This is a genomic window from Hansschlegelia quercus, from assembly GCF_004310425.1.
Lineage (GTDB): Bacteria > Pseudomonadota > Alphaproteobacteria > Rhizobiales > Methylopilaceae > Methylopila > Methylopila quercus.
In genome coordinates, this window is the sequence record NZ_SIUB01000003.1 from 475443 (window position 1) to 497832 (window position 22390).

At 68.0% G+C, this 22390-nt stretch carries 22 protein-coding genes; 16 read left to right on the plus strand and 6 right to left on the minus strand.

The genetic code is table 11. The annotated features are described in order from the left end of the window. Positions 1 to 12 precede the first annotated feature (12 nt). The 3 genes from EYR15_RS09295 (at position 13) to EYR15_RS09305 (ending at position 3283) form a co-directional block, all read left to right on the plus strand. Entirely contained in the window at positions 13 to 1677 is a 1665-nt protein-coding gene (locus tag EYR15_RS09295) for a nitrite/sulfite reductase (RefSeq protein WP_131003234.1), read from the plus strand. A gap of 73 nt (positions 1678 to 1750) precedes the next feature. Further along, positions 1751 to 2527 carry a phosphoadenylyl-sulfate reductase gene (locus EYR15_RS09300; protein ID WP_131003300.1) on the plus strand — a complete coding sequence of 259 codons (777 nt, stop codon included), beginning with the start codon at positions 1751 to 1753 and terminating at the stop codon, positions 2525 to 2527. A 222-nt stretch (positions 2528 to 2749) separates the two neighbouring features. Beyond that, entirely contained in the window at positions 2750 to 3283 is a 534-nt protein-coding gene (locus EYR15_RS09305) for a DUF934 domain-containing protein (protein ID WP_131003235.1), read from the plus strand. Positions 3284 to 3288: 5 nt separating this feature from the next. On the opposite strand, the gene aroB is transcribed toward EYR15_RS09305, so the two are convergent. Together aroB and EYR15_RS09315 are read right to left on the minus strand one after the other, a co-directional pair. Further along, positions 3289 to 4410, minus strand: a complete 1122-nt coding sequence (gene aroB, locus EYR15_RS09310) for a 3-dehydroquinate synthase (RefSeq protein WP_131003236.1) — start codon at positions 4408 to 4410, stop codon at positions 3289 to 3291. After that, positions 4407 to 5042 carry a shikimate kinase gene (locus EYR15_RS09315; protein WP_131003237.1) on the minus strand — a complete coding sequence of 212 codons (636 nt, stop codon included), beginning with the start codon at positions 5040 to 5042 and terminating at the stop codon, positions 4407 to 4409. Before EYR15_RS09315 ends, aroB begins: the two co-directional genes overlap by 4 nt. Positions 5043 to 5198: 156 nt before the next feature. Between EYR15_RS09315 and EYR15_RS09320 the strand changes: the two genes are divergently transcribed. From EYR15_RS09320 to EYR15_RS09335, 4 genes are all read left to right on the plus strand, one after another. After that, complete coding sequence (locus EYR15_RS09320; RefSeq protein ID WP_131003238.1) at positions 5199 to 5423, plus strand: hypothetical protein; 225 nt, start codon at positions 5199 to 5201, stop codon at positions 5421 to 5423. Then, positions 5420 to 6358: a site-specific tyrosine recombinase XerD gene (locus EYR15_RS09325; protein ID WP_280987208.1), complete on the plus strand. Its 939-nt coding sequence runs from the start codon at positions 5420 to 5422 to the stop codon at positions 6356 to 6358. Before EYR15_RS09320 ends, EYR15_RS09325 begins: the two co-directional genes overlap by 4 nt. Positions 6359 to 6476: 118 nt before the next feature. Then, entirely contained in the window at positions 6477 to 7430 is a 954-nt protein-coding gene (locus tag EYR15_RS09330) for an acetyl-CoA carboxylase carboxyltransferase subunit alpha (RefSeq protein WP_131003239.1), read from the plus strand. A 112-nt stretch (positions 7431 to 7542) separates the two neighbouring features. Continuing rightward, on the plus strand, positions 7543 to 9096 hold the full coding sequence (locus EYR15_RS09335) for a L,D-transpeptidase family protein (RefSeq protein ID WP_131003240.1): 1554 nt from the start codon (positions 7543 to 7545) through the stop codon (positions 9094 to 9096). Between the two features lie 503 nt (positions 9097 to 9599). Here EYR15_RS09335 and secA read toward each other — a convergent pair. Further along, entirely contained in the window at positions 9600 to 12320 is a 2721-nt protein-coding gene (secA, locus tag EYR15_RS09340) for a preprotein translocase subunit SecA (protein WP_131003241.1), read from the minus strand. A 242-nt stretch (positions 12321 to 12562) separates the two neighbouring features. Here secA and EYR15_RS09345 point away from each other — a divergent pair, with 242 nt between their 5' ends. The 4 genes from EYR15_RS09345 (at position 12563) to EYR15_RS09360 (ending at position 15661) form a co-directional block, all read left to right on the plus strand. Continuing rightward, positions 12563 to 13519 (plus strand): peptidylprolyl isomerase, encoded by a 957-nt coding sequence (locus EYR15_RS09345; protein WP_131003242.1) that lies wholly within the window; start codon positions 12563 to 12565, stop codon positions 13517 to 13519. 210 nt (positions 13520 to 13729) lie between these two features. After that, the gene (gene argJ, locus EYR15_RS09350; RefSeq protein WP_131003243.1) at positions 13730 to 14959 is read left to right on the plus strand and encodes a bifunctional glutamate N-acetyltransferase/amino-acid acetyltransferase ArgJ; all 1230 of its coding nucleotides are present in this window, start codon (positions 13730 to 13732) and stop codon (positions 14957 to 14959) included. Positions 14960 to 15014: 55 nt separating this feature from the next. Continuing rightward, complete coding sequence (locus EYR15_RS09355; protein ID WP_131003244.1) at positions 15015 to 15434, plus strand: (deoxy)nucleoside triphosphate pyrophosphohydrolase; 420 nt, start codon at positions 15015 to 15017, stop codon at positions 15432 to 15434. A gap of 44 nt (positions 15435 to 15478) precedes the next feature. After that, complete coding sequence (locus EYR15_RS09360; protein ID WP_131003245.1) at positions 15479 to 15661, plus strand: Flp family type IVb pilin; 183 nt, start codon at positions 15479 to 15481, stop codon at positions 15659 to 15661. A 15-nt stretch (positions 15662 to 15676) separates the two neighbouring features. Here the strand turns inward: EYR15_RS09360 and EYR15_RS09365 are convergent, their stop codons facing one another. Both EYR15_RS09365 and EYR15_RS09370 read right to left on the minus strand, forming a co-directional pair. Beyond that, positions 15677 to 16555, minus strand: coding sequence for a methyltransferase domain-containing protein (locus EYR15_RS09365; protein WP_131003246.1), 879 nt, complete (start codon positions 16553 to 16555; stop codon positions 15677 to 15679). Between the two features lie 4 nt (positions 16556 to 16559). After that, positions 16560 to 17792: an SAM-dependent methyltransferase gene (locus EYR15_RS09370; protein ID WP_131003247.1), complete on the minus strand. Its 1233-nt coding sequence runs from the start codon at positions 17790 to 17792 to the stop codon at positions 16560 to 16562. A gap of 58 nt (positions 17793 to 17850) precedes the next feature. Between EYR15_RS09370 and EYR15_RS09375 the strand changes: the two genes are divergently transcribed. From EYR15_RS09375 to EYR15_RS09390, 4 genes are read left to right on the plus strand one after another with little or no spacing between them, the layout of a single operon-like run. After that, positions 17851 to 18618 (plus strand): ComF family protein, encoded by a 768-nt coding sequence (locus EYR15_RS09375; protein WP_131003248.1) that lies wholly within the window; start codon positions 17851 to 17853, stop codon positions 18616 to 18618. 43 nt (positions 18619 to 18661) lie between these two features. Next, positions 18662 to 18919, plus strand: a complete 258-nt coding sequence (gene grxC / locus EYR15_RS09380) for a glutaredoxin 3 (protein WP_131003249.1) — start codon at positions 18662 to 18664, stop codon at positions 18917 to 18919. After that, a complete protein-coding gene (locus tag EYR15_RS09385) occupies positions 18919 to 19794 on the plus strand; it encodes a carbon-nitrogen hydrolase family protein (RefSeq protein WP_131003250.1) in 876 nt (291 codons plus the stop codon). The genes grxC and EYR15_RS09385 overlap by 1 nt, the downstream gene beginning before the upstream one ends. Positions 19795 to 19802: 8 nt before the next feature. Further along, a complete protein-coding gene (locus EYR15_RS09390; protein ID WP_131003251.1) occupies positions 19803 to 20237 on the plus strand; it encodes a DUF1178 family protein in 435 nt (144 codons plus the stop codon). A 19-nt stretch (positions 20238 to 20256) separates the two neighbouring features. Here the strand turns inward: EYR15_RS09390 and ubiG are convergent, their stop codons facing one another. Further along, entirely contained in the window at positions 20257 to 21003 is a 747-nt protein-coding gene (gene ubiG / locus EYR15_RS09395; RefSeq protein ID WP_131003252.1) for a bifunctional 2-polyprenyl-6-hydroxyphenol methylase/3-demethylubiquinol 3-O-methyltransferase UbiG, read from the minus strand. Positions 21004 to 21133: 130 nt separating this feature from the next. Between ubiG and EYR15_RS09400 the strand changes: the two genes are divergently transcribed. Then, positions 21134 to 22387 (plus strand): aspartate kinase, encoded by a 1254-nt coding sequence (locus tag EYR15_RS09400; protein WP_131003253.1) that lies wholly within the window; start codon positions 21134 to 21136, stop codon positions 22385 to 22387. Positions 22388 to 22390 lie beyond the last annotated feature (3 nt).

Sequence of the window (22390 nt, forward strand, 5' to 3'; positions counted from 1 at the left end):
AGCTTTGAGACAATGTACCGCTACGACGAGTTCGACCATGGCTTCGTCGCCGCTCGCGTCGACCAGTTTCGCGACCAGGTCGAGCGCCGCCTCTCGGGCGAACTGACCGAGGACCAGTTCAAGCCGCTCCGGCTGCAGAACGGCGTCTATCTCCAGCTCCACGCCTACATGCTCCGCATTGCGGTGCCCTACGGCACACTGTCCTCTCGGCAGGTGCGGATGCTCGCGCACATCGCGCGCACCTATGACCGCGGCTACGGCCACTTCACGACGCGCCAGAACCTGCAGTTCAACTGGCCGGCGCTGAAGGACATCCCGGCGATCCTCGCCGACCTCGCCTCGGTCGAGATGCACGCGCTGCAGACGTCGGGCAACTGCATCCGCAACGTCACGACCGACCATTTCGCCGGCGCCGCGGCCGACGAGGTCGCCGACCCCAGGCCTTACGCCGAGATCCTGCGGCAGTGGTCGTCGATCCACCCCGAATTCCTGTTCCTGCCGCGCAAGTTCAAGATCGCCGTGACCGGCGCGCCGAAGGACCGCGCTGCGATCCAGGTCCACGACATCGGGCTGGAGCTGAAGCGCGGGCCGGACGGCGCGATCGGCTTCGCCGTGTTTGTCGGCGGCGGGCAGGGCCGTACGCCGATGATCGCCCACAAGGTGCGCGACTTCCTCGCTGAAGAAGACCTGCTCGCCTATTGCGAGGCGATCATGCGGGTCTACAACCTGCACGGACGACGCGACAACAAGTACAAGGCGCGCATCAAGATCCTCGTGCACGAGACCGGCGCCGAGGAGATCACCCGCCAGATCGAGGCCGAATTCGTCGAGGTGAAGAAGACCGAGCTGCTGCGCCTTCCCGACGAGGAGATCGAGCGCATCACCGCTTATTTCGCCGCGCCCGATCTTGCCGAGAAGCCGGCGCGTTCCGAGACCTTTGAGCGCGCCAAGATCCTCGACGCCGGGCTGGCGACGTTCGCGAAGAACAATGTCGTCGCCCACAAGCAGCCGGGCTACGGCGTCGTTACCGTTTCGCTCAAGGCGATCGGGCAGGTGCCGGGCGACGCCTCCGACAGGCAGATGGACGTGGTCGCCGACCTCGCGGATCGGTACTCGCAGTCAGAGATCCGCGTCAGCCACGAGCAGAACCTCGTCCTGCCTCATGTCGCGCTCGACGATCTCCCGGAGCTCTACGCCGCGCTCAAGGAGCACGCTTTGGGCGAGGGCAACGCTGGCCTCGTCACTGACATCATCTGCTGCCCAGGCCTCGACTATTGCGCGCTCGCCAACGCCCGCTCGATCCCGCTTGCGCAGGATCTGTCGAAGCGCTTCGCCGATCCCGCGCGCCAGCAGGAGATCGGCGAGCTCAAGATCAAGATCTCGGGCTGCATCAACGCCTGCGGGCATCACCATGTCGGCCATATCGGCCTGCTCGGCGTCGATCGGCGGGGCGAGGAGGTCTACCAGATCACGCTCGGCGGCTCCGGCGACGAGACAGCGTCGGTCGGCACGCTGGTCGGCCCGGGCTTCAGGGAAGACGAGGTCGCCGGCGCCGTGGAGACGGTGGTTGACACCTATCTGAAGCTGCGCGAAGGCCCGGATGAGACCTTCCTCTCCGCAGTCCGCCGGCTCGGCCAGAAACCGTTCAAGGAGGCGCTCTATGGAGCAGCGGCCTGAACTTCTGACGCTGGACGCGCCGCGCCCCGCCGCGGACTGGGTGGGGCGTCCCGCCCCGACCGCCCCTGCCGAGATGCGGCCGACGCTGCCGCCACGCGCGTCTCCGCTCGAGGTCAACAAGACGAGGGCGGCCGAACGCGCGACCTCGCTCGCGGCCAATCTCGCGCGCCGTTATCGCGGCGCGGGCGCTCAGGAGATTCTTCACGCGGCGATCGCGGATCTGTTTCACGGGCGTATCGCGCTGGTCTCGAGCTTCGGCGCCGATTCGGCCGTGCTGCTCGACCTTGTGGCGAAGATCGACCCGGCGACGCCGGTGCTGTTCATCGACACCGGCATGCTGTTCGAGGAGACGCTCGCCTATCGCGACGACCTGGCGGCGCGCCTCGGCCTGACGGATGTCCGCACGATCGGCCCGAAACCCGAGCGGCTGGCGCGGCTCGACCCGGAGAACTTCCTCTGGCAGTCGAACCCGGACCTGTGCTGCCGGATTCGCAAGGTGGAGCCGCTCGCCGAGGCGATCGGCGACTTCCCGGCCTGGATCTCCGGCCGCAAGCGTTTTCAGAACGCGTTTCGCGCCGAACTCCCGGTATTCGAGGCGGATGGGACGCGCATCAAGGTCAACCCGCTCGCGGACTGGACGGCGAAAGACGTCGAGGATTACCGCGTCGCGCACGATCTTCCCGCGCACCCCATGGTGCAGCACGGCTTCCTCTCAATCGGTTGCATGCCCTGCACCAGCCGCGTGAAGCCGGGCGAAGATCCGCGCGCCGGCCGTTGGCGCGGCAAGGACAAGACCGAGTGCGGCATCCACATGCCGATCGCGCCGGAAGCCGAGGGCAGCGGCATCTGATCTTGATCCTCCTTCGCATCGCGGAGGAGGGGACCATGCGGAGCATGGTGGAGGAGGCTTGGGCCCCGACCTTCGACGTCGAGCCCGCCCCCTCAACCGCTGACGCGGTCCTCCTCGCCCGCTGCGCAAGGGAGGATCAAGAGGCGGCCAAGCGCTTTTGCCGCCTTATTTCTGATAGCGATCCCGATCGGCGCCCACAGCGTCCGGGATGACGGGGATCTGATGACCGAACCTGCCGAAGACCTGCCCATCTGGCGCGACAGCCGCTTCCAGGCGGACGAATGGAGCCTTATCGGCCCCGAGGAAGCCGTCAGCGACGGGCCGGCCATCCTGCCGCTCGAGCGCTTCCTCGCCGAGCGCGACACGCTGACCGCGCGCAACGCGCCGCTCGGAGTGGTCGTGGAGCCCAGCGAGGCGATCGAGGAGCTCGCGCCCCATCTCGGCCGCATCTCCCTCGTCGTGCTGAAATTTCCGAAATATTCCGACGGCCGCTCGATGTCGACGGCGCGCATCCTGCGCGAGCGCTACGGTTTTTCGGGCGAGATCCGAGCGACGGGCGACGTCCTGATCGACCAGATGCCGCTGATGCGCCGCTGCGGGATCGACGCCTTCGAGGTGTCGAACCCGGTGACGCGCAAGCAGCTCGCCGAGGGCAAGTGGCCCGATGTGCCGTTCTACTACCAGCCGATGAGTTCGACGCGGCAGGGCGAAATTCCGGCCGGAACCCGGCCTTGGGCGCGGCGGCCGAAGGGGTAGGGGCCTCAGCCCAGCTCGCTTTCCAAGAACGCCAGCGCCTGGTCTTCCGAGATGTCGCGGGAGACGAAGCTCTTTCCGATGCCGCGCGCGAGGATGAAGGTCAGCCGGCCGCGCTCGACCTTCTTGTCCTGCCGCATATGCGCGAGCAGCGCTTCTGCGCCGCCGACGCCGCCGGGGATCTTTCGTGGCGAGACGGGCAGGCCGACCGCTGCGAGATGCGCCGTCACCCGAGCCGCATCGGCCAGGGAGCAGAGGCCGAGGCTGGCCGAAAAGCGGAACGCCATCGCCATGCCGATCGCGACGCCCTCGCCATGGACCAGCCGTTCGCCGTCATAGGCGACCTCCGCCTCCAGCGCGTGGCCGAAGGTGTGGCCGAGATTGAGCAGCGCGCGGTCGCCATGCTCGTGCTCGTCCCGCGCCACCACCGCGGCCTTCGCGCGGCAGCTCGTGGCGATCGCCCGCGTGCGCTCGGGCCCGCCCGCGAAGACGCCCGCGTGGTTCGCCTCCAGCCAGCCGAAGAAGGCGGGATCGTCGATCAGCCCGTATTTCACGACCTCCGCATAGCCGGCGCGGAATTCGCGCGCGGGCAGCGTATCGAGCGCGCCTGCGTCCGCCAGAACGAGACTCGGCTGGTGGAAGGCGCCGATCAGGTTCTTGCCTCGCGGCGAGTTCACGCCGGTCTTGCCGCCGACGGAGCTGTCGACCTGCGCGAGGAGGCTGGTGGGCGCCTGCACGATGCGCACGCCGCGCCGCACGATCGCCGCGGCGAAGCCTGCAAGGTCGCCGATCACCCCGCCGCCGAGCGCCAGCACGACATCGCCGCGTTCGACGCGCGCCGCGATCAGCCCATCAACCACGCGGCCAAGGACCTCCCAGGATTTCGAGGTCTCGCCCGCAGGCACGACGATCGTCTCGGCCTTGAGTCCCGCGGCGTTCAGCGAACCGAGCGCGGTCTGAAGATGGAGGTTGGCGACGTTCTCGTCGGTGACCACGCCGACCGTGTGCGCGCCGAGCGCCGCGATCCGCGCACCAGCCTCGGCGAGAAGCCCGCCGCCGATCAGGATGTCATAGGAGCGGTCGCTCAGATCCACCCGGACGCGTTCGTCTTGCGCGACGTCGGGCGTCATAGAGCGTCCTCCTGCGTATTCCGAAACCGCGCCGCGAGCGCCTCGATCAGATCCGTGACCACATGCTCGTGGGGCGCGTCGCGGGACATCACGGTGAGGTCGGCGAGCGCGTAGGTGGGGTAGCGCGCGTCGATCAGCCCGCGCAGCGTCGCCTCCGGGTCCGGGGAGGCGAGCAGCGGTCGGTTCGAGCGCTTGCGCACGCGCTTCATCAGCACGTCGATCTCGGCCTTGAGCCAGACGGAAATCCCAGCTTCCGCGATCCGCTGGCGCGTCTCCGGGTTCATGAAGGCGCCGCCGCCGGTCGCCAGCACCTTCGGGCCCTGACCCAGCAGGCGCGCGATCACCCGCGTCTCGCCGGCGCGGAAATAGGCCTCGCCGTGGCGCGCGAAGATTTCCGGAATCGACATCTGCGAGACCTGCTCGATTTCGGCGTCGGCGTCGACGAAGGGCACGTCGAGCGCAGCCCCCAGCCTGCGGCCGACGGACGTCTTACCGGCCCCCATCATGCCGACCAGGACGATCGATCTCTGCCCGAGTCCTGCGCGCACGGCGTCCCGGAGCGCGGGCGCGCGATCGGCCGGACGCTCGGGCGTCGGCGCGTCGTCATCCTCGATCTGTCGCATCGCGGTCATCGGCGGCGTGGTCTTTGGGTCCCGTACAAGGCGGCGCAACCTATTCCTAAGGTTGCTGGCATACAATCTTAGACGGTTGCCCGACGCGCCCGGTCGTGATGATCTTGGTCACCGGGGGGAAGGGCGGCCCGCAAGGTCCGCTTGAGAACAAAAGCCATGCCGAGCCTCATCAGGTTCCTGACATTCGTCGGCGTCCTCGTCGCCGTCGGTTTCGGCGCGGTTTACGCGCTGGCGACCTTCGTCACCCCGCGCCCGCGCGAGATGACGGTGACGATCCCGGCCGCCCGGCTAAGGCCCCCGGCGGCGACCGCCGCGGCCCCGCTGCCGCGCACCGCCGGCACCGACGCCGCGCTCGACGGCGGCGCGACATCCACCCAGTGAGACCTTCGCCGACGAGCGCGCGCTCCCACGTCGCCGCCTTTCTGGAGATGGCGAGCGCAGAGCGCGGCGCGGCGAAGAACACGCTCGACGCTTACGCCCGCGACCTCGAGGATTACGTCGCCTTCCTGAAAGCGCGCGGGACCAATCCGGCCGGCGCCGGTCCCGACGACGTGCGCGCTCATATGGCCGACCTCGCGGAGCGTGGCTTCAAGCCCTCCTCAGCCGCCCGAAAGCTCTCGGCGGTGCGTCAGCTTCACAAATTCCTCTACGCCGACGGCTACCGTACCGAGGACCCGACTTCGGCGCTCGACGGCCCGAAGCGGGGGCGGCCGCTGCCGAAGTCGCTGGCCGTGTCAGACCTCGAACGGCTGATCGCCGCCGCGGGCGATCCCGGCCCCGAGCCGACGCCGATGGCGCGGATGCGCGCCGCGCGTCTCGCCTGCCTGCTGGAACTCGCCTACGGCGCAGGCCTTCGCGTCTCCGAACTCGTCGGCCTGCCGCGCTCGGCTGCGCGCGCCGGCGCGTCGGCCGTCGCGGTCAAGGGCAAGGGCGACCGGGAACGCCTCGTTCCGCTGACCCCGCTCGCGAAGCAGGCGATGACCGACTACCTCGCGGCGTTGAAAGACTGCGGACGCGAGGCGGAGGGGCCGTGGCTGTTCCCCGCGCCCAGCGAGAGCGGCCATCTGGCCCGCCAGGTTTTTGCGCGCGAACTGAAGAGCGCTGCCGCAAGAGCGGGCCTGTCGCCCGCCAAGGTCAGCCCGCACGTACTGCGCCACGCCTTCGCCAGCCACCTCGTCCAGAACGGCGCGGACCTGCGCGCCGTCCAGCAGATGCTCGGCCACGCCGACATCGCGACCACGCAGATCTACACGCATGTGCTGGATGAGCGCGCGCGAGCGATGGTCCGCGACCTGCATCCCTTGGGCGATGGCTGATACGACAGGTCGTCGGGCGCGTCGCGTGTTGACTTTCGTCGCGCCCCCGACCAACTGTGCGCGCGCTTCGCAGGACCACCGCCACCGTCCCGGCGTCGACGGCGCGGAGCTCGTTTTCATGAAAAGCTATCTCGATTTCGAAAAGCCCGTCGCCGAGCTTCAGGCGAAGATCGCCGAGCTCCGCACGCTCGGGGAGAACGGCGACGGCGTCGCGATCGACGAGGACGTCCGGCGCCTGGAGGCGAAGTCCGACGCCGCGCTGAAGGAGCTCTATGCTGCGCTCACCCCGTGGCAGAAGACGCTTGTCGCGCGCCACCCGAACCGGCCGCACTTCGTCGACTTCGTGAAGGGGCTGATCGAGGACTTCACGCCGCTCGCCGGCGACCGGCTGTTCGCCGAGGACGAGGCGATCATCGGCGGCCTGGGCCGCTTCCGCGGCGAGCCGGTGATGGTGATCGGCCAAGAGAAGGGCGCCGACACCGAAAGCCGCCTCAAGCACAATTTCGGCATGGCGCGGCCCGAGGGCTACCGCAAGGCGATCCGCCTGATGGAGACCGCTGACCGCTTCGGCCTGCCCGTCATCGCGCTGGTCGACACGGCGGGCGCCTTTCCCGGCATCGACGCCGAGCAGCGCGGCCAGGCCGAGGCGATTGCGCGCTCGACCGAGGCCTGCCTCAACCTCACCGTCCCGAACGTCGCGGTGGTGATCGGCGAGGGCGGCTCCGGCGGCGCGATCGCGATCGCGACGGCGAACGCGGTGCTGATGCTGGAGCACGCGATCTACAGCGTGATCTCGCCGGAAGGCGCGGCCTCCATCCTGTGGCGCGACGCCGCCAAGGCGCAGGACGCGGCGACCGCGATGAAGATCACCTCGTCCGACCTCCTTCGGCTCGGCGTGGTGGACGACGTGGTGCCGGAGCCGCTCGGCGGCGCCCATCGCGCGCCGGACGTGGCGATCGCCGCGACGGGCGACGCCATCTCGGCCGCGCTGGCGAGGCTCATGGCGCTTTCGCCGGAGGAGGTCCGGGCGGAACGGCGCGCGAAGTTCCTGGCGATCGGCCGCGGCCTCTAGACGCGGTCCCCGGCTGGTAAGGACTTCCTCTTATTGCAGTAACCTTTGCGTAAGAGTATCGTCATTAGCTGTCGCTAACTTACCGTTCATAACGTGTTTCGGGGGAGCCTCCATGTTCGCTGCGCGCGCCGCGCTCGCCATGGTCGGACTGGTCGCAGCGCTTGCGCTCGCCGGCTGCAAGAGCGAGCAGGCGACCGTCGCCTCACGCCCGACGCCGCAGCTGTCCGCGGCCACCGTCTCGCTGATGACCGAGAAGGGGATGTCGCGGCAGGACCCGATCCTGCTGCGCATCTACAAGGAAGAGTCGAAGGCCGAGGTCTGGAAGAAGCGCAAGGCCGACGGACGCTACGCGCTGCTCAAGTCCTACGACATCTGCCGTTTTTCGGGGAAGCTAGGGCCGAAGAAGAAGGAGGGCGACAAGCAGGCGCCGGAGGGCTTCTATTCGGTCAGCCCGGCGCAGATGAACCCGCGCTCGAACTACTTCCTCTCTTTCAACATCGGCTATCCCAACGCCTATGACCGCGCGCTCGGCCGCAGCGGCCAGCACGTGATGATGCATGGCGACTGCCTGTCTGCCGGCTGCTACGCCATGACCGACGAGCAGATCGGCGAGATTTACGCGCTGGCGCAGAACGCCTTCGCGGGCGGGCAGAAGGCGTTCCAGGTGCAGGCGCTGCCGTTCCGCATGACCGCGCAGAACATGGCGCGCCGCCGGAACAACGAGAACATTGCCTTCTGGAAGAACCTCAAGCAGGGCTCGGACCATTTCGAGGTCACCAAGCTCGAGCCGAAGGTGGATTCCTGCGGCAAGAAATACGTGTTCGACGGGATGCCCGGCCCGCTCTCGACTTTCGAGCCCACGGCAGCCTGCCCGAGCTATCAGGTCGAGCCGCAGATCGCTAAGGCGGTCGCGGCGAAGCAGCGCGCCGACGACATTCTGATCGCGCAGCTCTCCAAGAAGGAGCAGCCCGCGCCGGAATACGTCGCGCAGGATGGCCGTATGCGCCGCAAGCTCGACGAGCCGATTGTGATGCTGGCCGCCATTTCGCCAATTCCCGGGCAGCCGGGTCCTGCCGCCTCGGCGTCCGCCGACGCGACTCCGGAAGCCGCCACCGGCTCGACGACGGCGCGTCCGGTCGTGCGCCAGAGCGTCGCTATGGCGAGCGTTGCGCCCGTGGCGCTGACAGCGCCTGTGACTGCGACTGAGGGACAGCCGACGACCAAGGTCGAAGGCGGCTTCTTCGCCCAGATGTTCGCGAGCGAGAAGCCCGCGCCTGCGCCGGTCGAGGGGCCGGTCGCCGTCGTCGCGGCTGCGAAGCCGGCCCCGGTTCTGGTCGCAAAGTCTGCGGCGGCCCGTAAGCCCGGCGACGCTCCGCGCGAAATCGCGATCGATCAGGCGCCGGTGATGGCCTCTTCCGTCGGTCCTGCGCCTGCCGCCAAGCCTTCGGGTGTGGGCGGCTGGCTGAAGGGCGTGTTCGGCGGAGCGCCCGAACCCGCGGCGGAGGCGGCTCAGCCGCCGGCGGTCATCCCGGCCTCCGCGCCACCATCGCCTCCCGCCGAGCCCATGAAGAAGCGCTCGGCGGACGCTCAGCCGAAGAAGCCCAACGCGCGCGTGGCCTCGACATTCCTGTCATATCAGGGCAGCGAAGCGTCGATCCGGCCCTGAAGCGAAGGCGTCAGGGTCCGGCTTGACCGGACCATCCACGTCCGGCCCTGAACTCCACGCCCGAGATAGATCTTCTGATCAGGTCGGGGAGATGACGGCAAGTCGTAGCCGCTAGCACGTTCTGTTCTGAGCCGCCCCCGCCCTTACCCTCTCCTGAAGGAGGAGAGGGGGTGGAGATATCGCGTTCTATGATCTCAAAGAAGCGGCGGCGCCTCTTCCTTCTCCCGCCCGCGGGAGACGGTGGCCGCCGCAAGCGGCCGAATGAGATTTGTCTCAAGCACGGCGCTTGGCGTCGCGACGCCCCGTCATCTCTAGCGGAATGCCGGATCCCGCGACGTTTAGGGCCGACGGTCGTCCGTGTCGTTCTTCCTTGAAATGCAGCGGCAATCGAGCCGGGACGACCGAAGAGGTGAGCGGGCGTCTGAGATCGCGCCGACCGACGCGATCGAGTACCCACGAGTCTTATCGGCCGAAGGGCCGCAGCCCCTCAGCGCCGTCTCAGCTCACGCGAACTTGCCGTGGCAGTGCTTGAACTTCTTGCCTGATCCGCAGGGGCAGGCCGCGTTGCGCGGGGTGTTGTCCCATGTCGTCGGATCGTTCGGGTCGACGCCGACCGCGGCGAGCGCCGCATCGGCGGCGATGGCGGCCGGAGCCGCTCCGGCGAAGGCGAACTCGTTCTCGCCGGTGTTCGGATCGATATGAGAGGCCTGCATTTCCGGCAGACCCTCGTCCGCCAAGGGCGGCGGGGACTGGACGAGCTCGACCCGCATCAACTGCGCCGTCACCGTCTCGCGAAGGCGTCCCAGCATCGCCTGGAACAGCTCGAAGGCTTCCGACTTGTACTCGTTAAGCGGGTCGCGCTGCGCGTAGCCGCGCAGGCCGACGACTTGCCGCAGATGGTCTAGCGTCGCGAGATGCTCGCGCCACAGATGGTCCAGGGTCTGCAGCAGCACCGCCTTCTCGATCTGCGTCGTGACCTCCGGCCCGAAGCGCTCGGCGCGCTCGGCGGCGGCGTCGTCCGCGGCCTTGATCAAGCGGGCGCGGATTTCCTCGTCGGCGATGCCCTCTTCCGCCGCCCACTGGACGATCGGCAGGTCGAGGTTCAGCAGCTCGCGGACTTCCTCTTCGAGGCCTGCGGAATCCCACTGCTCGGGGTAGGCGTTCTCGGGGATGTGCTTGGAGACGATATCCTCGACTACGTCGTGACGCATCTCGGCGATCGGCGCGGAGATCGATTCCGCGGATAGGAATTCGAGCCGCTGCTCGAACACCGCTTTCCGCTGGTCGTTCATGACGTTGTCGTATTTCAGAAGGTTCTTGCGGATGTCGAAGTTACGGGCCTCGACCTTCTTCTGGGCCTTCTCGAGCGCCTTGTTCACCCAGGGGTGGATGATGGCCTCGCCTTCCTTGATGCCGAGCTTCTGCAGCATGCCGTCAATGCGGGCGGAGCCGAAGATGCGCATCAAGTCGTCCTGCAGCGACAGGAAGAAGTGGCTGCGGCCGGGGTCGCCCTGACGGCCGGAGCGGCCGCGGAGCTGGTTGTCGATGCGGCGGCTCTCGTGCCGCTCGGTGCCGACGACGAACAGGCCGCCGGCGTTCTTGGCGACGTCCTTCTTCTCGGCGATCTCGGCCTTGATAGCGGCAATGCGGGCATCGCGCTCCGGACCGTCCTCGACCTCGCCGAGCTCCCGCTCGATGCGCATCTCGAGATTGCCGCCGAGCTGGATGTCGGTGCCGCGTCCGGCCATGTTGGTCGCGATCGTCACCGCGCCCGGCACCCCGGCGTCGGCGACGATATGCGCCTCCTGCTCGTGGTAGCGCGCGTTCAGCACCTGATGCGGGATCTTGGCGCGGTTCAGCGCTTCGGAGAGCTGCTCGGACTTCTCGATCGACGTGGTGCCGACGAGGATCGGCTGCCGACGCTCACGGCAGTCTCGGATCAGCTCGATGATCGCCTTTTCCTTCTCGGCGTTGGTCCGGTAGACCTCATCGTGGTCGTCAAGCCGCGCGACCGGCAGATTGGTCGGCATCTCCACGACCTCGAGGCCGTAGATGTCGAGCAGCTCGTCGGCCTCGGTCAGCGCCGTGCCAGTCATCCCGGAGAGCTTGTAGTACATGCGGAAATAGTTCTGGAACGTGATCGAGGCCAGCGTCTGGTTCTCGGGCTGGATCTTCACGCGCTCCTTCGCCTCGAGCGCCTGGTGCAAGCCTTCCGAATAGCGCCGGCCCGGCATCATGCGGCCGGTGAACTCGTCGATGATCACGACCTCGTCACCGCGGACGATGTAATCCTTATCCTTGGCGAACAGCTTGTGGGCGCGCAGCGCCTGGTTGACGTGGTGGACGACGGTGACGTTCTCGACGTCGTAGAGATTGTCGCCCTTCAGCATGCCCGCGGCCTCGAGCAGGCGCTCGATATGCTCGTTGCCGGCCTCGGTCAGTGTCGCGGTGCGCTGCTTCTCGTCGACCTCGTAATCCTCGTCGATCAGCTGCGGGATGATGGCGTCGACCGCGACATAGAGGTCCGAGCGGTCCTCCATCGGGCCGGAGATGATGAGCGGCGTGCGCGCCTCGTCGACCAGGATCGAATCTACTTCGTCGATGATCGCGTAGGCGTGGCCGCGCTGGACCATTGCGCGGACGTCGTACTTCATGTTGTCGCGCAGATAGTCGAAGCCGAGCTCGTTGTTGGTCGCGTAGGTAATGTCGCAGGCATAGGCCTCGCGGCGCTCGTCGTCGTCGAGGCCGTGGACGATCACGCCGACCGAGAGGCCAAGGAAGCCGTGGACGCGGCCCATCCAGCCGCTGTCGCGCTGGGCGAGATAGTCGTTCACGGTGACGACGTGGACGCCCTTGCTCGACAGCGCGTTGAGATAGGCCGCGAGCGTCGAGACCAGCGTTTTGCCCTCGCCGGTCTTCATCTCAGCGATACGGCCCTCGTGCAGCGTCATGCCGCCCATCAGCTGGACGTCGAAATGGCGCTGGCCGAGCACGCGTTTGGCGGCTTCCCGCACCACGGCGAAGGCGGGCACGAGCAGGTCGTCGAGCGAGGCGCCGGCGGCGATCTGCTCGCGGAACTCGGAGGTCTTCGCCCTGAGCTCCTCGTCGGTCAGCGCGGAGATTTCGGGCTCCAGCGCGTTGATCGCCTCGACGCGACCGCGCAGCGCCTTCACGCGGCGCTCGTTGGATGAGCCGAACAGGCGTCGGGCGAGACCGCCGAACATGAGGCAACCTTTCGATTAGGACCTGGACCGACCAAGAGCCGGACGCCGCTGCTCGAGCCCGCCGTTAGACGGTCTCGAGGGGCCGCGTCTACCTAGAAATTCGTTCTTTTCCGAGGCGCTTCTTACGCGGCATAGGCCAAGGACCGAGATAAGAGGGGGCCGGAGGCTTGTCAATCCAAGGCCTTTCCCACATCTTCCCGCGCCAATCGGGGGCGCGTAGACGCTCAAAACGGATGGTCTTCATGACATTCTCCCGCCTTGCGAGCCGGCAGCGCGCCGCGCTCGGCGCGACGCTCGCCCTCCTGCTCGCAGCGGGCGCTCCAGCCATGGCGCAGACACCGCCGCCGGCGGACACTCCCGCCGCCGCCGCGCCCAAGGCGGCGCCGCTTGATCCCTCGACGGTGCTCGCCACCATCGACGGGCAGCCGGTGACTGCAGGCGACGTCGCGGTCGCGACCGAGGATCTTGAGCAGTCGATGGCCTCGATGACCGAGGACCAGCGCAAGGATTACGCGCTGAACTACCTGATCGACCTGAAGCTCGCGGCGCGCTCGGCCGAGAAGGCCAAGCTCGGCGACAGCGACGAGTTCAGGAAGCGGCTCGATTACCTCAAGGACCGCGCTCTGATGGAGGAGCTTCTCCAGAAGGAGGCGAAGGCCGCCGTCACCGACGAGCGCATGCGCAAGCTCTACGAGGACACCGCCAAGAACATGAAGCCCGAGGAGGAGGTGCATGCGCGCCACATCCTCGTGAAGACCGAGGACGAGGCCAAGAAGGTCGAGGAGCGGCTCGCCAAGGGCGAGGACTTCGCCAAGGTCGCGAACGACGTCTCGATTGATCCAGGCTCGGCGAAGCGCGGCGGCGATCTCGGTTTCTTCGGCCGCGGCCAGATGGTGCCGGCCTTCGAAGAGGTCGCGTTCAAGCTCGAGCCGAACAAGGTCTCTGACCCCGTGAAAACGCAGTTCGGCTACCACGTGATCAAGATCGACGAGAAGCGCACCCGTCCCGTGCCGCCGTTCGAGCAGGTCCGTCCGCAGATCGAGAACTACGTCGTGCGCACCGCGCAGCAGGATCTGGTGCTGAAGCTGCGCAACGACGCCAAGATCGAGCGCACCGACGCCGGTAAGCCCTCCGCTCCGCCGGTCCCGCTGCCTGGCGTCGAAGCCCCGGCCGCTCCGCAGGCTGACGCGCCGAAGTAAGCTGAACTTCGCCGGAGGCCGCAGGGCCTCCTCCACCATGCTGCGCATGCTCCCCCTCCTCGTCGCGGAGGAGGACTGCGTGCGAAGCGCCGCTCTCGATCCTTCCCCGCTAAGCGGGGGAGGAGACAGCGGCGAAGGCGCGCCTCGCGCGTTTCCTTCGTCATGCCGAGTCTGTAAGCCTCACGCGCTACGCGCTTCGAGGTAAAGCCCATGTCGACCGCCGTCTCTCCGCTCGCGCCCAAATCGATCCCCGCGCTGCCGCCGATCGCGGGCGTGCGCATGGCGACCGCAGAGGCCGGCATCCGCTACGCCGGCCGGACCGACGTGCTGCTCGCCGTCTTCGAGCCAGGAACCGCGGTCGCCGGGGTGTTCACCCGGTCGCGCTGCCCGTCAGCGCCGGTCGAATGGTGCCGGGAGCGGCTCGCCGGAGGCTCGATCCGCGCGCTTGTCGTCAATTCCGGTAACGCCAACGCTTTTACGGGCGCGACCGGCCGGCAGGCGACCAAGCTGACGGCCGAACTCGCGGCCAGATCCCTCGGTTGCTCGGAAAGCGAGATCTTCCTTGCCTCCACCGGCGTCATAGGCGAGCCGCTCGACGCCTCGAAATTCGGCCCGGTGATGGATCGGCTCGCCGCCGATGGCGAGGAGGGCGCCTGGGAGGCCGCGGCTCGCGCCATCATGACGACCGACACCTTCCCCAAACTCGCCACCCGCACGGCGCGGATCGGCGACGCAACCGTAACGATCAACGGCATCGCCAAGGGCGCTGGGATGATCGCGCCCGACATGGCGACCATGCTCTCCTTCATCGCGACCGACGCGGCCATCGCGCCGACGGCGCTGCAGGCGGTGCTGAGCGATGCGGTCGAGCGCTCGTTCAACTGCGTGACGATCGACGGCGACACCTCGACCTCCGACACGCTGCTGGCCTTCGCAACAGGCAAGGCCGTCAATGAGATCGAGAATGCGTCCGACCCGGCGCTGGACGGCTTCAAGGCCGCGTTCGAGGATCTGCTGATCGAACTCGCTCAGCTCGTCGCGCGTGACGGCGAGGGCGCGCGCAAATTCGTGACCGTCGAGGTCGAGGGCGCCGAGAGCGACCTGTCTGCCCGCAAGATCGCGCTGTCGATCGCCAACTCGCCGCTGGTGAAGACCGCGATCGCCGGGGAGGACGCTAACTGGGGCCGGGTCGTGATGGCGGTCGGCAAGGCCGGCGAACCCGCCGACCGCGACCTTCTGACGATCCGCTTCGGCGACGTCCGCGTCGCTCATCTCGGCGCGCGCGATCCCGATTACGACGAGGCCGTCGCCTCCGCCTACATGAAGAACGAGGAGATCACGGTGGCGGTCGAGCTTGGGCTCGGCACCGGCAAGGCGCGGGTCTGGACCTGCGACCTGACGGAAGGCTACATCGCGATCAACGCCGACTATCGCTCTTGAGAATCCAGAACCTTCGGCCCCTCCGTCAACGCATCCTTTACGAGCGTCCGGCATAATGACGACTGCGGACGTGAAGCCAAAACTCGTTCTGGTCGTCGCCTGCGCCCTCGTCGACGTCGACGGCCGCGTGCTCATCGCGCAACGGCCCGAAGGCAAGACGCTGGCGGGGCTCTGGGAGTTTCCCGGCGGCAAGATGGAGCCGGGCGAACGGCCGGAAGAAACCTTGATCCGGGAACTGGCCGAAGAACTCGGCATCGCGGTCAAGGAGCCATGTCTCGCGCCGCTCACCTTCGCAAGCCACGCCTACGAAACCTTCCACCTGTTGATGCCGCTTTACGTGTGCCGGCGGTGGGACGGGATCGTGACCGGCAAGGAAGGTCAGGCGACGCGCTGGGTCCGCCCGGAACGGCTCCGCGACTTTCCGATGCCGCCGGCCGACGAGCCGCTCATCGCGCACCTCGTCGACCTGCTCTGACGTCAGGCTTCCGGTCGCGTTGAACGGGCGGGGGCCGGAAGACGATGACGACGAAGCCGGAGCGGACTGGCCTTATTCGCAGGCTGCTGCGCGAAGACAGCGGCGCGACTGCGATCGAATACGCCATGATCGCCGTCGGCATCTCCGTCGCCGCCTCGGCTCTGATATTCTCGGCCGGCACGTCGCTCAACGTCAACTTCTACCAGAAGGTCCTGGCGGCGTTCTGAGGACTGCATGCGCCCCTACGACGCCGCCCCGTCTCCGCTCCTCACGCCCAGCGCGTCCGCGAGCCGCGTCGTGGCCGAGCCGGGCTTGAGCGGCTTCTGCTGGTCGGGATGCGGCGCCCAGCCTGACAGCCAGATGATCTCGAAGGTCGCCCTCACGCGGCCGTCCGCGTCGGCGAACTTCTCTCCGTAGACCTCGATCGCCCTCACCAGCGTGGCGCGCTTCAGCGGCGTCCGGCGGCGCTCGGCCAGCATGTTGGCGGCGCCCCAGGCGCGAAGGTCGCGCATCAGGGCGAGCGGATCGGGATAACGCACTGTCACGCGGTCGACGTCCGTCACCGGCAGCGCGAAGCCCGCCCGCTGCAGCAACCCACCGAACGCCCTGACGTCGCCAAAGGGCACGACGCGCGGACCGGCGCCGCCTTCGATCTCAGCCTCCGCCGCGGCGAAGGACTGGCGGAGCTCCGTTAGCGTGTCGCCGCCGAGAAGCGCCGCGAGGAACAGCCCGTCAGGCCGAAGGCTCCGCCGGATCTGCGCGAGCAGGCCCGGCAGATCGTCGACGAGATGGAGCGCGAGTGACGAGACCACGAGGTCGAGGCTTTCCGCCGCAAAGGGCAGCGCGTCGGGATCGACCAGCGCCGCCGCGCCGGCCTGACCGGCCGCGCCTGCGCGAAAGGCGGCAACTCCGTCCCGCGGGCGGAGCAGTTCGAGGATTTCAGGTCCGGACGAGGCAAGGTCGAGGGCCATTGGAAACGGGCGCAGGGTCGCGGCGAGCCGGTCGGCAAGATCCTCGGCGACGCGGCGGCGCAGGAAGTCCGGCCCCCCGCCTGCGGCCGCCGAGCGCGCGAGCCTTGCGCGCAGCGCCGCGCGGTCGATCAGCCGCGGAGCGGCGCTCAAGGCCTTACGCCGCCCACTCGCGCTCGCCGGCCTCGAACCGCGTCTCCGTCTGACCCATGTAATCGCGGGCGAGCGGGAGCGCGTGGACGTCCTTGGTGAGCTGGATCTGGAAGACGACGTGCTTGCCGTAGCGGAACGAGAACTCGCTGATCAGCAGATAGAACTCCCACATCCGGCAGAACCGTTCGCCGAGCAGCGCGGCCGCCTTGTCGCGGTTCGCGGCGAAACGGCCGCCCCAGGCGAGGCAGGTCTCGGCGTAATGCATGCGCCAGATCTCGATGTCGGTGATCCAGAGCTTCGCGCCCTCGATCGCGGTCGTCGCCTCGGAAAGCGCAGGCGAGTAGCCGCCCGGAAAAATGTATTTTTGGACCCAGGCGCCGGTGGAGCCCGGTCCGCCCTTGCGGCCAATCGTGTGCAGCAGCGCGACGCCGTCCTCGGTCAACAGGCTCTTCACGGTCTCGAAGAAGGCCGGATAGTTCTTCACGCCGACATGCTCGAACATGCCGACAGAGACGATGCGATCGAACTTGCCTTGAACCTCGCGATAATCGCGAAGCTCGAAGCGCACCCGATTAGACAGGCCGCGTTCGGCCGCCCGCTCGGTCGCAAGCTGATGCTGTTCGGTGGAAAGCGTGACGCCGAGCACCTCCACGTCGCAGGCTTCCGCGAGATAGATCGCCATCGAGCCCCAGCCCGAGCCGATGTCCAGCACGCGCTGGCCAGGCTTCAGGTCGAGCTTCGCCGCGATGTGGCGGAGCTTGTTGACCTGCGCCTGTTCGAGCGTGTCGTTCGGAGAGCGATAGTAGCCGCAGGAATAGTTCAGGCCCTCGTCGAGGAAGAGCCGGTACATCTCGTTCGACAGGTCGTAATGCGCCTCCACGTTCTCCTTCGAGCGCTTGGCGTCGTTCTTCGGAGCGAAGCGCTTGAAGCGCTTGGTCCAGGCGCGCAGCGTCTTCTGGATCGGCTGGGCGCGAAGGCTGGTGCGGTTGAGGCCGTAGATGGTGAGCAGGTCGCGCAAGCTGCCCTGTTCGATGGTGAGGCGGCCGTCCATGTAAGCCTCGCCCGTGTAGAGCTCGGGCTTCAGCAGCAGCTGCCGGTGCAGTTTGCTGTCGTGTAGCCGGATTGTGACCGTCGGGCCTGGCGCGCCGGAAAGCGTGTGCGAGCGCCCCTTGGCGTCGATGATCGTGAGCGATCCGATGCGGACGAAATCGCCGAGGATCGTTTTCAGCGCGGACATTGACGGCTCCCTGCGACCAAGCGGACACTCCGTTTAGTCCAGAGCGAGCCCGGTTGCGATGGCCTTCGCGAGCCCCGTCATTGCGAGCGCATCCCGTGCCTTTGGCGTCGCTGCAAGGGTCGTGCTCGACTTCGCCCTGCCGCCGCAATGCCTTGCTTGTTCAAAGCCCGTCATCGATTCCGGCGGTCTGTGCGCGGGCTGCTGGAGCGTGTTGCAGCCGATCGAGCGGCCTTATTGCGAGCGGCTCGGCACGCCGTTCCCCGCCGATTACGGACCGGGCCTGCTGTCGCCCGCGGCGATCGCGAACCCGCCGGCCTATGATCGGGCGCGGGCGGTCGCGCGCTTCGACGGCTCGGCGCGGGAGCTCGTCCACCGGCTCAAATACGCGGACGGAGTTCATCTCGCCCGGCCGCTGGGCGGCATGATGGCGCGGGCAGGCGCGGAACTTCTCGGTCCCGGGGCGGTGATCCTGCCGGTCCCGCTCCATCGCGGACGGCTGTGGAGCCGGCGTTTCAACCAGGCGGCGCTGCTCGCCCGCGAGGCGACGCGGCTTTCGGGCGCGGAGCTCCGCACCGACCTGTTGCTCAGGGTCAAGCCGACGCGGCCGCAGGTCGGCCTCACCGCGGCCGAGCGCGCCGCGAACCTCGCCGGCGCCTTCCGGCTCGCCGACGGCGCGGCCGCGGCCCTGAAAAGCAGGCGGGTCGTGATCGTCGACGACGTGCTGACGACGGGGGCAACCGTCGATCGCCTGTCCCGGCTGGTGCGCCGGGCGGGCGCAGAATCGGTCGATGTGCTGGTCTTCGCCCTTGTTGTGAAGGACGGGTGAACCTCTATATCGTCCCGGAATATCTCGAACCGGCGAGGCTGACATGCCTTCAGTGACGATCTACTCGCGCCAGTCCTGCCCCTATTGCCACATGGCGAAGGACCTTCTGAGGAAGAAGGGCGTCGCGTTCGACGAGGTCGACATTGAGCGCGAGCCTCAGCGACGCGCCGAGATGATCGATCGCGCCGGCGGGCGCACGACCGTGCCGCAGATCTTCATCGACGGACGCCATGTCGGCGGCTGCGACGATCTCTACGCGCTCGACCGCGCAAGCGGCCTCGATCCGCTGCTGGCGGCCTGATGGCGGAATCCGGCCGAAGCTTCGTCGCCGCCTGCGTGCAGATGCGGTCCGGCAAGACGGTGGCGAAGAACGTCGACGATGCGGCGCGGATGGTGCGCGAGGCTGCCGAACAAGGCGCGCATTACGTCCAGACGCCGGAGATGACCAACATCCTCGTGCGCTCACGGGCCGAGCTGTTCGCCGCCATTATGCCCGAAGAAGTCTCTCCCGAAGTCGCGGCCTTCCAGGAGCTCGCGCGAGCCACGGGCGTCTGGCTCCATGTCGGCTCGGTGGCGGTGAAGCTTGAAGGCGAGCGCGCGGCGAACCGGGCGCTCGTCATCGACCCCGACGGCGATATCATCTCTCGATACGACAAGATCCACATGTTCGACGTCGATTTGCCGGACGGCGAGAGCTGGCGCGAATCCGAGACCTACCGACCGGGAGAGCAGGCGGTGTCGACGCTGCTGCCTTGGGGGCGACTCGGCCTGACGATCTGCTACGATTTGCGCTTCCCGCTGCTGCACCGGGCGCTCGCCGAACACGGCTCGGAGGTGCTCGCCTCGCCGGCGGCCTTCACCCAGCAAACGGGCGCCGCGCACTGGCATGTGCTGCTGCGCGCCCGCGCGATTGAGACCGGCTCCTTCGTCGTCGCCGCGGCCCAGGGCGGCAAACATGAGGACGGCCGGGAGACGTACGGCCACAGCCTGATCATCGACCCCTGGGGCAAGGTTCTGGCCGAAGGCGGCGAGGAGCCCGGCGTTATCCTCGCCGAGATCGACCTCGACAAATCACCGCAGACCCGCAAGCGCATCCCATCGCTCGAGAACGGCCGCCGCTTCGGCGTCGCGCCGGAGTCGAGTGAGCCGACCGCAATCCGCGACGCGGCGAGCTGAACCGTCCAATGATCCGCTACGATCTCGCCTGCGACGCCGGGCACTCCTTCGACGCGTGGTTCCGCTCGTCGTCCGACTACGATTCGCAGGCCGGGCGAGGGCTGCTGTCCTGCCCCGTCTGCGGTTCGGAGTCGGTCGCCAAGGCGCTGATGGCCCCCGCCGTCGCCACACGCGAGCGCAAGGAGGTCGCGGCCCCGACGTCCGAAGTCGCGCTTGGAAGCGATCTGCGGCTCCGCGAGATGCTGCGGGAGATCAAGCGGCATGTGACCGCGACCTCCGAGGATGTCGGCGAGCGTTTTCCGGAAGTCGCCCGCCAGATGCACGCCGAGGAGGTCGAGCAACGCGCCATCCGCGGCCGCGCGACGGCCGACGAGGCCAAGGCGCTGATCGAGGAAGGCATCGCCGTTCAGCCGCTGCCGATTTTTCCGGACGACGCGAACTGAAGGGCGGCGCGCAGACCCGCTAATCCGCCTTCGCCGCCGCCAGCGTGTAATTCACCAGCGTATCGCCGCTCTCGCGCCACGCATTCCGCAGCGGGTCGAACTTGATCCCGCGCATATCCGTCGGCTCCAGCCCGGCGGCCTCGCACGCGGCCCGCAGCTCTTCCGGCCGCACGAATTTGTCGTAGGAATGCGTGCCCTTCGGCAGCCAGCGCAGCACATATTCCGCGCCGACGATGACGAGCGCGTGCGCGGCGAGAGTGCGGTTGATGGTCGAGAGCAGCAGCAACCCGCCGGGCTTCACGAGGCCGGACAGGGTCCGGACGAAGCCCGGCACGTCGTTCACGTGCTCGACGACCTCCGAGGCGACGACGACGTCGTAAACCTCGCCGGCCTCCAGCAGCGCCTCCGCTGTCGTGGCGCGATAGTCGATCGAGAGCGCCTGGTCGTCCGCATGCGCGGCGGCGACCGCGATCAGCTCCGGCGCGGGGTCGGCGCCCGAGACCGTCGCGCCGAGGCGGGCGAGGGGTTCGGCCAGCACGCCGGCGCCGCAGCCGACGTCGAGCAGCGTCAGCCCGTCGAGCGGGCGCATCGCCTGGGCGTCCCGGCCGAATCGGGCCGTGATCGCGTCGCGGAAGATGCCGACGCGGGCCGGGTTGAAGCGATGCAGCGGCTTCATCGGGCCGCCGAGGTCCCACCACCGCGATGCCAGCGCGTCGAACCGGGCGACTTCGTCCGCGTCGAGGCTCACCCCTCCCGCCTGACGCATGTTCCATCTCCTTGGCCCAAAATGCTGCGGACTGCGTTGTGTCGCGGCCGACCGCCAAGCTATATAGCCGCGTTTTCGGCCGGCGGACCTTTCACGCGGCCAGCCAGACTCGAAAGCCGCGCGTAATTCCATGTCCCGCATCGTCATGAAGTTTGGCGGCACCTCCGTCGCGACCGTCGAACGCATCCGCAACGTGGCGGCCCATGTGAAGCGCGAGATCGACGCCGGACATGAGGTCGCGGTCGTCGTCTCGGCGATGGCGGGGACGACCAACCAGCTGGTCGACTGGGTGCGCGAGGCCTCGCCGATCCACGACGCGCGCGAATATGACGCCATCGTCGCCTCCGGCGAGCAGGTGACGTCCGGGCTGCTCGCGATCGTGCTCCAGAGCATGGGCGTCACCGCCCGTTCGTTCCAGGGCTGGCAGATCCCGCTCCGCACCGACGCTGCGCACGGCTCGGCGCGAATCGCTTCGATCGATGGCGAGACGCTGATCTCGCGGATGAGCGATGGGCAGGTCGCGGTGATCGCAGGCTTCCAGGGCATCGGCCCGGACAACCGCATCGCGACGCTCGGGCGCGGCGGATCGGACACCTCGGCCGTCGCGGTCGCCGCAGCGATCAACGCCGACCGTTGCGACATCTATACGGACGTCGACGGCGTCTACACGACCGACCCGCGCATCGTGCCGCAGGCGCGGCGCCTCGACAGGATCGCCTTCGAGGAGATGCTGGAGATGGCCTCGCTCGGGGCCAAGGTTCTTCAGGTGCGCTCGGTCGAGATGGCCATGGTGCACAAGGTGCGCGTCTTCGTGCGGTCGAGCTTCGACGCAGCCGACGCCATACAGTCGGGTCCCGGCGGTCTGCCGCCCGGCACTCTCATCTGCGACGAGGACGAGATCGTGGAACAGCAGGTCGTCACCGGCATCGCCTATTCGAAGGACGAGGCTCAGATCACCCTCCGGCGCGTTCAGGACCGTCCGGGCGTTGCCGCCGGCGTCTTCGGCCCGCTGGCGGAGGCCTCGATCAACGTCGACATGATCGTCCAGAACATTTCGGAGGACGGCAAGACGACGGACATCACCTTCACGCTGCCGACCGCCGATCAGCCGCGGGCGCTCGACATTCTCAACGCCAAGAAGGCGGAGATCGGCTTCGCGACCCTCAACACCGAAGCCGACGCCTGCAAGGTGTCGGTCATCGGCATGGGAATGCGCAGCCATGCCGGCGTTGCGGCCCAGGCTTTCGAGGCGCTTGCCAAGCGCGGCGTGAACATCCGCGCCATCACCACGTCGGAGATCAAGATCTCGGTCCTGATCGACTCCGCCTATGCCGAGCTTGCCGTGCGAACGCTGCATTCGCTATACGGGCTCGACAAGGGCTGACGC

Excerpts from the sequence above, each read along its gene's own strand:
- EYR15_RS09355 (WP_131003244.1), top strand. The coding sequence starts at position 15,015 with ATGACGACTGCGGACGTGAAGCCAAAACTCGTTCTGGTCGTCGCCTGC.
- ubiG (WP_131003252.1), bottom strand. The coding sequence starts at position 21,003 with ATGCGTCAGGCGGGAGGGGTGAGCCTCGACGCGGACGAAGTCGCCCGG.
- EYR15_RS09320 (WP_131003238.1), top strand. The coding sequence starts at position 5,199 with ATGCCGAGCCTCATCAGGTTCCTGACATTCGTCGGCGTCCTCGTCGCC.
- EYR15_RS09335 (WP_131003240.1), top strand. The coding sequence starts at position 7,543 with ATGTTCGCTGCGCGCGCCGCGCTCGCCATGGTCGGACTGGTCGCAGCG.
- aroB (WP_131003236.1), bottom strand. The coding sequence starts at position 4,410 with ATGACGCCCGACGTCGCGCAAGACGAACGCGTCCGGGTGGATCTGAGC.
- EYR15_RS09330 (WP_131003239.1), top strand. The coding sequence starts at position 6,477 with ATGAAAAGCTATCTCGATTTCGAAAAGCCCGTCGCCGAGCTTCAGGCG.
- EYR15_RS09315 (WP_131003237.1), bottom strand. The coding sequence starts at position 5,042 with ATGACCGCGATGCGACAGATCGAGGATGACGACGCGCCGACGCCCGAG.
- EYR15_RS09295 (WP_131003234.1), top strand. The coding sequence starts at position 13 with ATGTACCGCTACGACGAGTTCGACCATGGCTTCGTCGCCGCTCGCGTC.
- EYR15_RS09360 (WP_131003245.1), top strand. The coding sequence starts at position 15,479 with ATGACGACGAAGCCGGAGCGGACTGGCCTTATTCGCAGGCTGCTGCGC.
- EYR15_RS09390 (WP_131003251.1), top strand. The coding sequence starts at position 19,803 with ATGATCCGCTACGATCTCGCCTGCGACGCCGGGCACTCCTTCGACGCG.
- secA (WP_131003241.1), bottom strand. The coding sequence starts at position 12,320 with ATGTTCGGCGGTCTCGCCCGACGCCTGTTCGGCTCATCCAACGAGCGC.
- EYR15_RS09375 (WP_131003248.1), top strand. The coding sequence starts at position 17,851 with ATGGCCTTCGCGAGCCCCGTCATTGCGAGCGCATCCCGTGCCTTTGGC.
- EYR15_RS09345 (WP_131003242.1), top strand. The coding sequence starts at position 12,563 with ATGACATTCTCCCGCCTTGCGAGCCGGCAGCGCGCCGCGCTCGGCGCG.
- EYR15_RS09400 (WP_131003253.1), top strand. The coding sequence starts at position 21,134 with ATGTCCCGCATCGTCATGAAGTTTGGCGGCACCTCCGTCGCGACCGTC.
- EYR15_RS09305 (WP_131003235.1), top strand. The coding sequence starts at position 2,750 with ATGACCGAACCTGCCGAAGACCTGCCCATCTGGCGCGACAGCCGCTTC.
- EYR15_RS09300 (WP_131003300.1), top strand. The coding sequence starts at position 1,751 with ATGCGGCCGACGCTGCCGCCACGCGCGTCTCCGCTCGAGGTCAACAAG.
- argJ (WP_131003243.1), top strand. The coding sequence starts at position 13,730 with ATGTCGACCGCCGTCTCTCCGCTCGCGCCCAAATCGATCCCCGCGCTG.
- EYR15_RS09385 (WP_131003250.1), top strand. The coding sequence starts at position 18,919 with ATGGCGGAATCCGGCCGAAGCTTCGTCGCCGCCTGCGTGCAGATGCGG.
- EYR15_RS09370 (WP_131003247.1), bottom strand. The coding sequence starts at position 17,792 with ATGTCCGCGCTGAAAACGATCCTCGGCGATTTCGTCCGCATCGGATCG.
- grxC (WP_131003249.1), top strand. The coding sequence starts at position 18,662 with ATGCCTTCAGTGACGATCTACTCGCGCCAGTCCTGCCCCTATTGCCAC.